This window comes from Bradyrhizobium sp. CCGUVB23 (genome assembly GCF_024199885.1).
In the GTDB taxonomy this organism is placed as follows: Bacteria; Pseudomonadota; Alphaproteobacteria; order Rhizobiales; family Xanthobacteraceae; genus Bradyrhizobium.
Genome location: NZ_JANADQ010000001.1, coordinates 8158039 through 8171589 on the forward strand (window position 1 = coordinate 8158039; position 13551 = coordinate 8171589).

General features: G+C 63.2%; 9 protein-coding genes, 2 tRNA genes and 1 pseudogene. 11 read left to right on the plus strand and 1 reads right to left on the minus strand.

The window, feature by feature from the left end:
* The first annotated feature begins 36 nt into the window (after positions 1-36).
* From NLN62_RS38010 to NLN62_RS38040, 7 genes are all read left to right on the plus strand, one after another.
* Positions 37-121: transfer RNA gene (locus NLN62_RS38010), tRNA-Leu, on the plus strand.
* A gap of 179 nt (positions 122-300) precedes the next feature.
* Positions 301-1662: a trigger factor gene (gene tig, locus NLN62_RS38015; RefSeq protein ID WP_027522841.1), complete on the plus strand. Its 1362-nt coding sequence runs from the start codon at positions 301-303 to the stop codon at positions 1660-1662.
* 268 nt (positions 1663-1930) lie between these two features.
* The gene (locus NLN62_RS38020; protein ID WP_027522840.1) at positions 1931-2566 is read left to right on the plus strand and encodes an ATP-dependent Clp protease proteolytic subunit; all 636 of its coding nucleotides are present in this window, start codon (positions 1931-1933) and stop codon (positions 2564-2566) included.
* A gap of 448 nt (positions 2567-3014) precedes the next feature.
* A complete protein-coding gene (gene clpX / locus NLN62_RS38025) occupies positions 3015-4286 on the plus strand; it encodes an ATP-dependent Clp protease ATP-binding subunit ClpX (RefSeq protein WP_254095610.1) in 1272 nt (423 codons plus the stop codon).
* Positions 4287-4606: 320 nt separating this feature from the next.
* Entirely contained in the window at positions 4607-7030 is a 2424-nt protein-coding gene (gene lon / locus NLN62_RS38030; protein ID WP_027527445.1) for an endopeptidase La, read from the plus strand.
* A gap of 59 nt (positions 7031-7089) precedes the next feature.
* Positions 7090-7494, plus strand: coding sequence for a GFA family protein (locus NLN62_RS38035; protein ID WP_027527444.1), 405 nt, complete (start codon positions 7090-7092; stop codon positions 7492-7494).
* A gap of 63 nt (positions 7495-7557) precedes the next feature.
* Positions 7558-7634: transfer RNA gene (locus NLN62_RS38040), tRNA-Val, on the plus strand.
* 120 nt (positions 7635-7754) lie between these two features.
* Here the strand turns inward: NLN62_RS38040 and NLN62_RS38045 are convergent.
* Complete coding sequence (locus NLN62_RS38045) at positions 7755-9617, minus strand: caspase family protein (RefSeq protein ID WP_027527443.1); 1863 nt, start codon at positions 9615-9617, stop codon at positions 7755-7757.
* Positions 9618-10034: 417 nt separating this feature from the next.
* Here NLN62_RS38045 and NLN62_RS38050 point away from each other — a divergent pair, with 417 nt between their 5' ends.
* From NLN62_RS38050 to NLN62_RS38065, 4 genes and pseudogenes are all read left to right on the plus strand, one after another.
* Positions 10035-10226 carry a hypothetical protein gene (locus tag NLN62_RS38050; RefSeq protein WP_156944805.1) on the plus strand — a complete coding sequence of 64 codons (192 nt, stop codon included), beginning with the start codon at positions 10035-10037 and terminating at the stop codon, positions 10224-10226.
* Between the two features lie 290 nt (positions 10227-10516).
* Positions 10517-11014 carry a hypothetical protein gene (locus NLN62_RS38055; RefSeq protein ID WP_051390169.1) on the plus strand — a complete coding sequence of 166 codons (498 nt, stop codon included), beginning with the start codon at positions 10517-10519 and terminating at the stop codon, positions 11012-11014.
* Between the two features lie 113 nt (positions 11015-11127).
* A pseudogene (locus tag NLN62_RS38060) lies at positions 11128-12459 on the plus strand (cytochrome P450); the annotation flags it as partial.
* A gap of 108 nt (positions 12460-12567) precedes the next feature.
* Positions 12568-13428 carry a class I SAM-dependent methyltransferase gene (locus NLN62_RS38065; protein WP_027527447.1) on the plus strand — a complete coding sequence of 287 codons (861 nt, stop codon included), beginning with the start codon at positions 12568-12570 and terminating at the stop codon, positions 13426-13428.
* The last annotated feature ends 123 nt before the right edge of the window (positions 13429-13551 follow it).

Here is a 13551-nt window from a genome sequence, read left to right on the forward strand (position 1 = left end):
CCCGCGGCATCGCGGCCGGTCTTGATGCAAATTCACGCGGGCGTGGCGGAACTGGTAGACGCGCTGGATTTAGGTTCCAGTGACGAAAGTTGTGGGGGTTCGAGTCCCTCCGCCCGCACCAAGCGCTTTCAGCGTTTGCACGGATTACTGCAGGACCTCGTTCCTCATGGACGTTTTGTCCCGAGGAGGTAGGTCCGATGAACCACCGGCGCAAAGGCGTTTTGCCCGCGCGCCGGATCGATTGATGACAAATGTCGCGGCGGCAAGCGCCGTGACGAAGCGAGAAGAAGATTGGACGCCATGCAGGTCACAGAGACCCTCTCGGAAGGATTGAAGCACGAGTTCAAGATCAGCGTTGCCGCGTCTGATCTCGATGCCAAGGCCGACGCCAAGCTCGTCGACCTCAAGGACAAGGTGCGCCTCAACGGCTTCCGTCCCGGCAAGGTGCCGGTGGCTCACCTGAAGAAGGTCTATGGCCGTTCGGTGATGGCCGAGACTATCGACCAGACCATTCGCGACACCAACACGCAGATCTTCCAGGAGCGTGGCTTCCGCCTTGCGACCGAGCCGAAGATCACCATGCCGACCGAGCAGAAAGAGGTCGAGGAATTGCTCTCCGGCAAGTCCGACCTGACCTACACGGTCGCGATCGAAGTGGTGCCGCCGATCCAGCTTGCCGACTTCAAGAGCTTCCAGGTCGAGAAGCCGGTCGCCGACGTCACCGACGTCGAGGTCGACGAGGCCATCAAGCGCATCGCCGACAACAACCGCGGCTACAGCGACAAGGGTGAGGGCGCCAAGGCGGCCTCCGGCGATCGCGTCACCGTCAGCTTCAAGGGCACCATCAACGGCGAAGCGTTCGAGGGCGGCACCGGCGAGGGCATTCAGGTCCAGATCGGCTCCAACACTTTCATCCCCGGCTTCGAGGATCAGCTCATCGGCATCGGCGCGGGCGAGACCCGCACGGTGAAGGCGTCGTTCCCGAAGAACTACATGAGCGAGAAGCTCGCGGGAAAAGACGCCGAGTTCGAGACCACCGCAACGCTGGTCGAGGCGCCGCAGGATACCAAGATCGACGACGAGTTTGCCAAGTCGCTCGGCCTTGAATCGCTGGACAAGCTGAAGGAAGCCGCGCGCGAGCGGCTGGTGGCCGAGTTCGCCACCACGACGCGTCAGCGCGTCAAGCGTGCGCTGCTCGATCGTCTCGACGAGGCGCATCGCTTCGATGCGCCTCCCTCGCTGATCGACGAGGAGTTCAATCTGATGTGGAACTCGGTCAAGGCCGAGATGGACTCTGCCGGCAAGACCTTTGCCGACGAGGACACCACCGAGGAGAAGGCGAGGGACGAGTATCGCAAGATCGCCGATCGCCGCGTGCGCCTCGGCCTCGTGCTGTCGGAGATCGGCGAGAAGAACAAGATCACCGTGACCGATGACGAGGTGGGTCGCGCAGTGATCGAGCGCGCGCGCCAGGTGCCGGGCCGTGAGAAGGAAGTCTGGGACTATTACCGCAACAATGCCAACGCGCTGGCCCAGCTTCGTGCACCGATCTATGAGGACAAGGTGGTCGACTTCATCCTCGAGCTCGCCAACGTGACCGAGAAGAAGGTCTCGCGCGAGGAGCTCTACAAGGATGACGAGGCGGACAAGACCGCCGCTTAGGGCTTCGCAAGAAAGCCGTCTGTTAAGGATGATCGGCGGAAGCGGGCGCGCTAGCCAAGTGGCCGGCTGGGCCTGTTTCCGCGAATCAGCTTCAACAGGTTTGTCGGATTAAGCCTTAATTCGCTCCGGGCTTGTGTGGAGCGAATTGGGCTATATCTGTCGCTACCTACCCAAGTCCTGCATCACGGGACGTCCATCCGAGCTCGGCAATTCCAGCCAAGACTGCCTTGCCGCAAGGATGTCCGCCTCCAAAGAACCTAGGTGACTCATGCGCGATCCGGTTGAAACCTACATGAACCTCGTGCCCATGGTGGTCGAGCAGACCAACCGTGGCGAGCGCGCCTACGACATCTTCTCGCGCCTGTTGAAAGAGCGCATCATCTTCGTGACCGGACCGGTCGAGGACGGCATGTCGACGCTGATCGTCGCGCAGCTTCTGTTCCTCGAAGCCGAGAATCCGAAGAAGGAAATCTCGATGTACATCAACTCGCCGGGTGGTGTGGTGACGTCGGGCCTTGCGATCTACGACACCATGCAGTTCATCCGCCCGCCGGTCTCCACGCTCTGCACGGGACAGGCGGCCTCGATGGGCTCGCTGCTGCTCGCCGCCGGCGAGAAGGACATGCGCTTCTCGCTGCCGAACGCGCGCATCATGGTGCACCAGCCCTCCGGCGGCTTCCAAGGCCAGGCCACCGACATCATGCTGCACGCGCAGGAAATCCTGAACCTGAAAAAGCGGCTCAACGAGATCTACGTCAAGCACACCGGTCAGACCTACAAGTCGATCGAGGATGCGCTGGAACGCGACAAGTTCCTCACGGCAAACGACGCCAAGGAATTTGGCCTTGTCGACAAGGTGATCGACAAGCGCGCCGAGGATCCGGCGCCGCCGAAAGCCCCGTAGCACTACCGATATGGTAACGGCGATCCCGGGGATTACTTGGGATCGTCAGGGCGGCCTTCACGTTAACGGCGCGTTCGCGCGGCGCAAAAAACAGGTTTGCGCCCTGCGACAGGCGAAAAGTTCCGCTTTCGTGCTGGTTCTTTCGTGGTAATCCGGCAACGCCCGCGTGATTTCGGTCAGTTCTCCCGTGCCAAGACGTGAAATCACGGTATTGTAACGGGCAGCCGGCGACCCCCGATTAGCGAATTCTTGATAGTCGGGTGACAGCATGGTTGGCTACGACTGATGGGCTAAGATCGCGGGAGAATCGAGTGACCGTGATTCGCACGGGATGTAACGCGTAGGGTCTTTTTTGGTACGGAATTTGCTCTATTTGAACTCTATGCCGGCTGTCGTGCCGGAATGGAGCGATCGAGCGGACGGGATCGAACCGCGGACGGAGACATGAATGAGTAAGGTCGGCACGAGCGACTCCAAGAACACGCTGTATTGCTCGTTCTGCGGCAAGAGCCAGCACGAAGTCCGCAAACTGATCGCGGGTCCCACGGTCTTCATCTGCGACGAGTGCGTCGAGCTCTGCATGGACATCATCCGTGAGGAGAACAAGTCCTCGCTGGTGAAGTCGCGCGACGGTATTCCGACGCCGAAGGAAATCTGCAAGGTGCTGGACGACTACGTGATCGGCCAGAGCCATGCGAAGAAGGTCCTGTCGGTCGCGGTGCACAATCACTACAAGCGCCTCAACCACCAGACCAAGCACAACGACGTCGAACTCGCGAAGTCGAACATCCTGCTGATCGGTCCGACCGGCTCGGGCAAGACGCTGCTCGCGCAGACGCTCGCCCGCATTCTGGACGTGCCCTTCACGATGGCCGACGCGACGACGCTGACCGAAGCCGGCTACGTCGGTGAGGACGTCGAGAACATCATCCTGAAGCTGCTCCAGGCCGCCGACTACAATGTCGAGCGCGCGCAGCGCGGCATCGTCTACATCGACGAGATCGACAAGATCAGCCGCAAGTCCGACAACCCCTCGATCACCCGCGACGTGTCGGGCGAGGGCGTGCAGCAGGCACTGCTGAAGATCATGGAAGGCACGGTGGCTTCGGTCCCGCCGCAGGGCGGCCGCAAGCATCCGCAGCAGGAGTTCCTGCAAGTGGACACCACCAACATCCTGTTCATCTGCGGCGGCGCCTTCTCGGGCCTCGAGAAGATCATCTCGGCGCGCGGCCGGTCGACCTCGATCGGCTTCGGTGCCTCGGTGATGGCACCGGAAGACCGCCGCACCGGCGAGATCTTCCGCCACGTCGAGCCCGAGGATCTCCTGAAGTACGGCCTCATCCCCGAGTTCGTCGGCCGTCTGCCGGTCGTTGCGACGCTCGAGGACCTCGACGAGACCTCGCTGAAGAAGATCCTGACCGATCCGAAGAATGCACTGGTCAAGCAGTACCAGCGCCTGTTCGAGATGGAGAACATCGAGCTGACCTTCGCCGACGAGGCGCTTGGCGCGGTTGCCCGCAAGGCGATCGAGCGCAAGACCGGCGCGCGCGGACTGCGCTCGATCCTCGAGGCGATCCTGCTCGAGACCATGTTCGATCTGCCGGGCCTGGAAGGTGTGGAAGAGGTCGTGATCTCCCGCGAGGTCGTGGAAGGCACGGCGCGCCCGCTCTACATCTACGCCGATCGCTCCGATCGCGCGGTTGAGAATGCCAGTGCCTGAACGGCGCTGGTCTGAGCCTTCGAACCTCTCGAATTGACGGCTGCGGAACGTGTATCCGCAGCCGGTGTTGCGTCGCTCGTCCCGCGTGCGTAAGCGCCGAATGGCGCGCATTTTTCAATGGCTTGACACCCCCCGGGTCGATAGCCACCTTAGTGTCAACGGCGAGCAGGAATTCTCTTCAAGATTCGCCTCACTTCGATCTGGCAAGGCCGGTCCAAGCTTAAGGGCCTACTGGTTTTGCGGATCACCTCGGCACCTTGTGGCGGTTGCGCTAGCTACAGCGGGCTGCGTGCAAGGGGGCAAAGCAAAAGGAAAAGGCCATGACCAGTCCCAAACCCCGGCCAACCATCGTTCACGGCGAGGCGCACGCTTATCCCGTGCTTCCGCTGCGCGATATCGTCGTCTTCCCGCACATGATCGTGCCGCTCTTCGTTGGTCGCGAGAAATCGATCCGCGCGCTCGAAGAGGTGATGAAGAACGACGCGCTGATCATGCTCGCGACGCAGAAGAACGCGTCCGACGATGATCCGGCGCCCGATGCGATTTACGAGACCGGTACGCTCGCCAGCGTGTTGCAGCTCCTGAAGCTTCCCGACGGCACCGTGAAGGTGCTGGTCGAAGGGCTCGAGCGCGCGCGCGTGGAGAAGTATACCGATCGCGCCGACTATTATGAAGCAACCGCCGTTGCGCTCGCCGACACCGATGCGAAATCGGTCGAGGCCGAAGCGCTGGCGCGCTCGGTCGTGTCCGACTTCGAGAGCTATGTGAAGCTCAACAAGAAGATCTCGGCCGAGGTCGTCGGCGTCGTGCAGGCGATCACCGATTTCGCCAAGCTCGCCGACACCGTTGCCTCGCATCTCGCGGTCAAGATCGCGGATCGCCAAGGAATCCTGGAGACGCTGTCCGTTACCTCGCGCCTGGAGAAGGTGCTGGGGCTGATGGAGAGCGAGATCTCGGTGCTGCAGGTCGAGAAGCGCATCCGCTCGCGCGTCAAGCGCCAGATGGAGAAGACCCAGCGCGAGTACTATCTCAACGAGCAGATGAAGGCGATTCAGAAGGAGCTCGGCGACGACGATGGTCGCGATGAGCTCGCTGATCTCGAAGAGAAGATCTCCAAGACCAAGCTGTCGAAGGAAGCGCGCGAGAAGGCGCAGCACGAGCTGAAGAAGCTGCGCCAGATGTCGCCGATGTCCGCGGAAGCGACGGTGGTGCGAAACTATCTGGATTGGCTGCTGTCGATCCCGTGGAACAAGAAGTCCAAGGTCAAGAAGGACCTGGAGGCCGCGCAAGCCGTTTTGGATGCCGATCACTACGGGCTCGAGAAGGTCAAGGACCGCATCGTCGAGTATCTTGCGGTGCAGTCGCGCGCCAATAAGCTCACGGGTCCGATCCTGTGCCTGGTCGGGCCTCCCGGCGTCGGCAAGACCTCGCTCGGCAAGTCGATCGCCAAGGCGACGGGGCGCGAATTCGTGCGCGTCTCGCTCGGCGGCGTGCGCGACGAGGCCGAGATCCGCGGTCATCGCCGCACCTATATCGGCTCGATGCCCGGCAAGATTATCCAGTCGATGCGCAAGGCGAAGTCGTCCAACCCGCTGTTTCTCTTGGACGAGATCGACAAGATGGGCGCCGATTTCCGCGGCGATCCGTCCTCGGCGCTGCTCGAGGTCCTGGACCCCGAGCAGAACGCGACCTTCAACGACCACTATCTCGAGGTCGACTACGATCTCTCCAACGTGATGTTCATCACGACCGCGAATACGCTCAATATTCCGGGGCCGCTGATGGACCGCATGGAGATCATCCGGATCGCGGGCTACACCGAGAACGAGAAGGTCGAGATTGCGCGCAAGCACCTGATCCCGAACGCGATCGCCAAGCATGGCCTCGATTCCAAGGAATGGTCGATCGACGACGACGCCTTGTTGCTGATGATCCGCCGCTATACCCGCGAAGCGGGCGTGCGTAATCTTGAGCGTGAGCTGTCGACACTCGCCCGCAAGGCGGTGAAGGAGCTGATGATCTCCAAGAAGAAGTCGGTCAAGGTCACCGAGAAGACTCTGGAAGAGTTCCTCGGCGTGCCGAAGTATCGCTTCGGCGAGATCGAGAGCGAGCCGCAGGTCGGCATCGTCACCGGCCTTGCCTGGACGGACGTCGGCGGCGAGCTCTTGACGATCGAAGGCGTCATGATGCCCGGCAAGGGCAAGATGACGGTCACGGGCAATCTGCGCGACGTGATGAAGGAGTCGATCTCGGCGGCGGCGTCCTATGTCCGCTCGCGGGCGATCAACTACGGCATCGAGCCGCCGCAGTTCGACCGGCGCGACATCCACGTGCACGTGCCGGAGGGCGCTACGCCCAAGGACGGCCCGTCCGCAGGCGTGGCGATGGCCACCGCGATCATCTCGGTCATGACCGGCATCCCGGTCCGCCACGATGTCGCGATGACCGGCGAGATCACGCTGCGCGGCCGCGTGCTGCCGATCGGCGGCCTGAAGGAGAAGCTCCTGGCTGCCGCCCGCGGCGGCATCAAGACGGTGCTGATCCCCGAGGACAACGCCAAGGATCTCACGGAGATTTCCGATGCGATCAAGGGCGGCATGGACATCGTCCCGGTCTCGCGGCTCGACGACGTCGTCGCCCGCGCGCTGGTGAAGAAGCCGGTGCCGATCGTCTGGGAAGAGGATACCAAGGTGACGGTGAAGCCGGACGGTGACGAAGCCGCCGGCGGCCTGACCGCTCACTGAGACCGCCAAAGATGTTAAAACGGCGCCTTCGGGCGCCGTTTTTGTTTCGGGAGCGCGGCATGCAGATCGACGGACAATGCCATTGCGGACGAGTCAGCTACGCGGCGGAGATCGATCCGGAGGCCGTCTCGGTGTGCCACTGCACCGATTGCCAGACGCTGACCGGGTCTCCCTTTCGGGTGACCGCGATCTGCTCCGGGCAAACCATCCGGCTGACCGGCGGAAAGCCCAGGGTCTATGGCAAGCGCGGCGACAACGGCCGGATGCGCTTCCAGCATTTCTGCGGCGACTGCGGCTCCCCGCTGTTCACCAGCGGCGAGGGCACGGAAGCCGACGATTGGGGCATCCGCTGGGGTAGCATCCGCCAGCGCGAGGCCTTGCGGCCCAGCCGCCAGATCTGGTGCCAATCGGCGGCGGTGTGGATCGACGCCGTGCCGGGGCTGCCGGGACGGCCGAGGGATTGATTGATATGCGTTGACGTTCGGCCCTTGCCCCTCCGGGGGGCCTGGGGCTAAAGAGGCGGCGAGGGGCGGTTAGCTCAGCTGGTTAGAGCATCTCGTTTACACCGAGAGGGTCCGCGGTTCGAATCCGTGACCGCCCACCAGCCTTCGCTCGCGCAGCGAGGCAGGCTGCCACGCCGAAGCCCAGCGGACGAGGAGGGCGGGCTTGTCGAGGCGAGCTACGGTGCCTGATCCGCAGAGGGGTCGCTCGTCTCTGCCGCCGCTCAGTTACACACTTCAATTTCCGGGACAGCCATGCCCCCATGTCCATACCTCGGGCCGCTAGAAAGCCGACAGCCAGACTTTACCGGCCGACAGCCCGCATTGTTACAAATCATTTGACCGGATGCAGACGGCTTCGCAGGTGCAGCTTCGATCTGTTTTCGCTCCGCGTCTCGCTTGTTGGCATCCTCGCGGGTTGCAACCGGCTTCTTGTCCTGAACCTTCTCGCATTCGTTGTCGTCGTTGATGCGATAACCGGCGCGGCACGTGATCTTCACGCAAGCGTCGCCGTCGGCCTTGAAGCCGTGGTCGCAGACCAGAGGGCAGACCCGTCCCTGCTTGGCCTTGATTGCGTCCAGTGCATCCAAGCTCGCAAGCTTTGCGTCGAACTTCGTTCCCGCATATTTGTTGAACAGCGTCAGCGAGCGTTGCGATGACGTATTCCAGTCGCCGTCCGCCGGCAACGCCAGACAGCCGACGCGGCGCAGTTCGGACTGCACCAGCTTCGCAGCCTCTTGCGGAGACAGGCTCGGCTGCGATGAGGTTGGTGCGACAGCCGCGACCTTCTGCGCGGTGTCGGCGATCTGCTGTTTCTCGGCAGCCTGCTTTTCGGCAGCCTGCTTGGCGGCCAGCTCGGCAGCGGCCTTGTCGCTCGCGAGCTTCTCGGCAAGTGCCTTCTCGGCCGCTTGCTTGTCGGCCAGCACCTTCGCCGCGGCGGCCTCGGCCTCCCTCCGGCGTTGCTCGGCTGCGGCCGCCTTGGCCGCCTCGGCCTGCTTGGCTTTCTCGGCGGCAAGCCGGGCGTCCTCGGCAGCCTTGGCGGCGGCCGCCTTCTCCTGCTCGGCCTTGTTGGCGCGCTCAGCGGCGAGCCGCGCCTTTGCCTCCTCAGCCTGGCGCGCCTTCTCGGCGGCAGCCGTGCGCGCCTCTTCGGCGGCGACGTTCTTCAATTGCGCGCGGGCGAGGCCCGCATAGAACCCGTCCGGATAAGCCTGCAAAAATGCTTCCCATGCGTCCCGGTTTCCCGCCTGGAGCGCCAGCTCATAGTCGCGGCGCACGCTGTCCTGGGGATTGGCTTGCGGGCCCGGCGCTGCTGCCGGCCTGGCCGGCACCAGCGGCACGTCGTCACCGCCCAGCGAGCCGTAGACATACGGCTCCTGCTTGTAGCCGGTGTTCTTGAGGACGTCGTCGCGCACGAAGCCGAAGGCCTTGCGTAGGTCGAGACCGGGCGTGGGGAGACGATCAACAAGGGCCGCCGCAAACGGGCTGTTTTTGGAATCACCGTCCGAGGCCGTCGAGCCGGCCTTCGCGGCGAAGGCGATCATGGTGTTCGGGCTGGTCGGCTCGACCTTGGCGAGCCCGCGTCCAATGGCGCGCGCGGCCACCGTGCGCTTCATGGTCTTGGCAAAGGGATTGTCGCGGCAGGCGTCCAATATGACGAGGCGAAGCTGCTTGGCGGGCTCGACCGCGAAGAGCGCCCGATCGAGCGCGACCGTCTCATCGAGCACGTCGCCGTCGGTTTCCAGCATCGCGTCGGTTGGGATCAAGTAGTTGGCCCCGTCCAATTCGATGCCGTGCCCCGCATAATAGATGACGGCGACCTCCGCATCGCGCGTTCTGCCAGCGAACTCGCGCAGCGCCCGGCGCATGTCCGCCGCGCTCACGTCAAGCCTGACATCGACCGCGTCGAACCCGGCCTTCTTGAACATACCGCCGACCAGGGTGGCATCGTTCACCGGATTGGTCAGCTTGGGTACGCTCTTGTAGGCGGAATTGCCGATCACCAGGGCGACGCGCTTTTCCGCGTGCGCCGATCCGCAGCCGAGACAGATTGCAACCAACCAAAATACAAAAATCCGAAACGCGCCCATTGCAGCCCCAAATCGCAATGCGAACAGAGTAGTCGGAGCATGGCATTGGCGCAAAGTCCCAATTGTGATCGACATCACATAAATCGGTGCGCTGGACGGCCAATATCCACATCAGGGTAAAAGGAGGAGTTTGCCAATGTTGGCGCTGCTAGAGCTGGTTTATCGGCGATATTGTCGCCGGGCTCGCTTGCTCGGGGCCTCTCGAATCTGGCGTGTTCACCTCTAGCGTGCGGGTTCATCTACGCCATTTCCTAAAACCCCCGCATGGCGGCAAACGCGCTTTGGCTCATAGCCCAGCGCGCCGGACGCCCAGAAAGGGCCCCCGACCGGTCCAAAATTGCCTTCGTTCGGTCATCTTTTCGATCTCCGCCCGAACCACCGTTCCAGCTCCCGTCATTAGCGTGGAGTATCGCCGTGATGAGTGATCTTCGCATCAAGCTGGAAAGGTACGAGTCCAAAGCCGCTCACTGCATGAAAGCAGCCCAAGAAGCGAGCGACCAGGCCGGAAAGGCTTTTTATGAGGAGCTTGCTCGCTACTATGACGAGCTGGCGGCGGACTTTCGCCGCGTTCTTGCGAAGCGAACAGGAGCCTCGCTGGCAGCCGAATGATCCAGGCTGGCGCGGGTCGGTGGTTCGGTCCTCTCACCGCTTATCACCGTCGGACGGCGTACCGCGCGCGTGACATTCATGAAGCTGCTCGCCGAGGTGATCGAAGAGGCTGCCGCTTGGCGGCCTCTTGTCATTTCGGCACCCGGGCTTTCCGACCAAGTTGCCAGAGATACTCCATCGGCCAAGCGGACATCACCCGCAGGCATAGTAAACCGTTCGTTAACTCGGGGCTGCTATCGTGCGTCTCGTTGTTCGGGCGGTGACCGCCCGACCGGCCGGGAGTAGCCATCATGCCCGTCGAGATGCTGACTTATGCCGAGCTAGGCGAGCGACTCAGGATATCGCCTGAGGCAGCCAGATCGCTGGTGAAGCGACACCGGTTTCCCCGGTCTCGCTCGAATGATGGAAAGACCCTGGTTCACGTCGATCTCACCGAAATCAGCCATTCGCCCATCACACGCACCTCCCAAGCTCCGGCCGGTCACCAGGTGGTCACCGCCCTCAAGGAGCACATTGCCACGTTGCAGGCCGATCTCCTGGAGATGAAGGCTATTGCCGGCAGCCATCGGTCCGACTTCGAGAGAGAGTGCAACCGCACGAACAAGCTGCTGGCCGAATTGCTCAAAGCCAACGTCGAAACTGTGGCAGCGCGCGAGAAGGCCGCGCATCTGGAGGGGAGGCTCTCGACGGTGAAGCAACCTTGGAGGCGACGGCTGGCCGAGGCGTTCACCCACATCCCTCTGGAAGCCATTCGCTGGAATATCGGTCGCACCGCTCGATCCAACTGACTGGGTAGTCGGGTACTCGGCCGTGGGCTTCCCACGTTGCCGCTGGACGCCGCCAGGAACTCCGGCGAGGCTGAGACTTTACTGCATATTGTTCCCGACTTTTTGCCAGTTCGATGCCTGTTTCCGTTTTGGGAGTTTCGGAGAGTTATTGCCCGCCGGCGCCCTGTCCGCCGGAAGAGCGGCTGCGGTTGTTTCCGCTGCTCGCGGCGCTCAAACGAAATCCGCTGGAATGCTGGAGTGCAGAATTCTTTCGCGAGCCGATCGCGAAGGTCAGGCTGCCCTTTACCGACGCCGTCCTCGTGCATGACCCGGCAGCCATCAAGCATGTGCTGGTCGACAATGCCGGCAACTACCGCAAGGACCCGATCCAGCGCCGCATTCTCGCCAGCGGTCTTGCCGATGGGCTGTTGAGCGTCGAGGGCCAGCGTTGGGAGATGCAACGGCGAGCGCTGGCGCCGCTGTTTGCGCGGCGCACGGTCACGTCCTTCACCTCCGCGATGCTGGCGGCGGCCGACCAGCTGGCGGAGAGATGGCGCACCCTGGGGCCGCGGACAACCGTCGACGTCGCGGCAGAGATGACGCTGATCACGCTGAACGTGCTCGCCTTGACCATCTTCTCGGACGGCATTGGTGGCGACTACGACGAATTCCGAGCTGCGATGAGCGCCTACTTTACGGTGATCGGCCGGATTGGCGCCTTCGATCTGCTCGGCCTGCCGCAATCCGTGCCGCGGCCCGGGCGCGGCCGTCTGCGTCGGACGATGGCCTATTTCGAAGGGATCATCGACCAGATCATCGCAACGCGGCAATTGCGGCTTGCCGGCCTCTCTGCGGGCGAGGCGCCTTCCGATCTCCTGACGCTGCTGCTCCGCGCGCTCGATCCTGCGACCGGGCGCGCGATGTCGCTCGCCGAGGTCAGATCGAACATCCTGGCCTTCCTGTCGGCGGGACATGAAACGACGGCCAACACGCTGGCCTGGTCGATGTTCCTCTTGTCACAAGCGCCGCATTGGCGTGCGCGTGTCCGCGAGGAGGCGGGGCGCGAACTGGCCGGGCCGGTCGAGGGGCTTGCGGAACGGCTGGTCGTGACCCGTGCCGTGGTCGAGGAGGCGCTGCGGCTCTACCCGCCCATCGCGGCGCTGAGCCGGATGGCCGAGGGGGCGGATACGCTCGGAGGCCTCAAGATCAAGCCGCGCTCCCTGATCGTGATCGCGCCTTACGTGCTGCATCGGCACCAGCTGTTGTGGCGGCAGCCCGACGCGTTCGATCCGTCGCGCTTCCTGACGGAGGCACGCGCGGCGATCCCGCGCTTTGCTTATCTGCCGTTCGGCAACGGGCCGCGCATCTGCATCGGGGCATCCTTCGCGCTCCAGGAGGCGACGATCGTGCTCGCGGCACTGGTGCATCGCTTCGACATGGAGCTGTTGCCGGACGCCAAAGTTTGGCCGTCGCAGAAAATTACGCTACGTCCTGCACACGGGCTGCCCATGCGTGTGACTGCGCGCAATTGCGAGGCGGAGGGCAGCTTGCCAATGGGAGACATAGAGGCCGTGATGGAATTGCCAAGCGGACACGCAGAGAACGCCGACCAGATCGCCTATTGGAACGGACCGGGCGGGCAGCGCTGGGCGGATCGCCATGCGGTGCAGGAGACGCTGCTCGGGCCGATTGCGGACATCCTGATCGACCGGGCGAAGCCGAAGCTGGGTGAACGCGTGCTGGATATCGGTTGCGGCTCCGGTGCGACCACCGTCGCATTTGCGAAGGCGGTGGCGCCGAATGGCTTTGCGCTCGGGCTCGACGTGTCCGAGCCGATGCTGTCGCAGGCGCAGGCGCTTTCGCCAAAGAACCTGCCGCTCGATTTCGTGCTGGCGGATGCAACAGTCTATCCGTTCGAGCCGGCGAGCTTCGATCTGCTCGCATCGCGCTTCGGCGTGATGTTCTTTGCCGACCCAATTGTCTCGTTCATCAACCTGCGCCGCGCGCTGAAACCTTCGGGGCGGCTCGCCTTCATCTGCTGGCGCGAGCCGCGCGAAAATCCCTGGATGATGACGCCGCTGATGGCGGTCTACAAACACGTGCCCAAGATGCCGCCGGTCGGTCCGGAGGACCCCGGTCCGTTCGCCTTTGCCTCGGAAGAGCGCGTGATGCGCATCCTGAAGGGCGCCGGCTTCGCGGACGTCGCCATGGAGCCGCATAACCTTGCGATGGACATCGCGATCGGTGGCGGGCTGGACGCGGCCGTCGACGGCTCTCTTCAAATCGGCCCCGCCAGCCGCGCGCTGCAAGGCCATCCGCCGGAGACCGTTGAGGCCGCCAAGGGCTCGATCCGCGAAGCGCTGGCGCCATTCGTCGAGGGGCAGTCGGTGGCGCTGCCGGGCGCGATCTGGATCGTGACGGCGAAGGCGGCGTAGCAACACGGCTTGTCCGTATTCGTCATTGCGAGCGTAGAGAAGCAATCCAGAATCTTTCCGCAGACACGGTCTGGATTGCTTCGCTGCGCTCGCAATGACGGTGGGGATGCGGGTGTGCCCGTT

Bases quoted from the DNA above. Each gene is read 5' to 3' on its own strand.
- tig (WP_027522841.1), top strand. From the start codon at position 301: ATGCAGGTCACAGAGACCCTCTCGGAAGGATTGAAGCACGAGTTCAAG.
- NLN62_RS38020 (WP_027522840.1), top strand. From the start codon at position 1,931: ATGCGCGATCCGGTTGAAACCTACATGAACCTCGTGCCCATGGTGGTC.
- clpX (WP_254095610.1), top strand. From the start codon at position 3,015: ATGAGTAAGGTCGGCACGAGCGACTCCAAGAACACGCTGTATTGCTCG.
- lon (WP_027527445.1), top strand. From the start codon at position 4,607: ATGACCAGTCCCAAACCCCGGCCAACCATCGTTCACGGCGAGGCGCAC.
- NLN62_RS38035 (WP_027527444.1), top strand. From the start codon at position 7,090: ATGCAGATCGACGGACAATGCCATTGCGGACGAGTCAGCTACGCGGCG.
- NLN62_RS38045 (WP_027527443.1), bottom strand. From the start codon at position 9,617: ATGGGCGCGTTTCGGATTTTTGTATTTTGGTTGGTTGCAATCTGTCTC.
- NLN62_RS38050 (WP_156944805.1), top strand. From the start codon at position 10,035: ATGAGTGATCTTCGCATCAAGCTGGAAAGGTACGAGTCCAAAGCCGCT.
- NLN62_RS38055 (WP_051390169.1), top strand. From the start codon at position 10,517: ATGCCCGTCGAGATGCTGACTTATGCCGAGCTAGGCGAGCGACTCAGG.
- NLN62_RS38065 (WP_027527447.1), top strand. From the start codon at position 12,568: ATGGAATTGCCAAGCGGACACGCAGAGAACGCCGACCAGATCGCCTAT.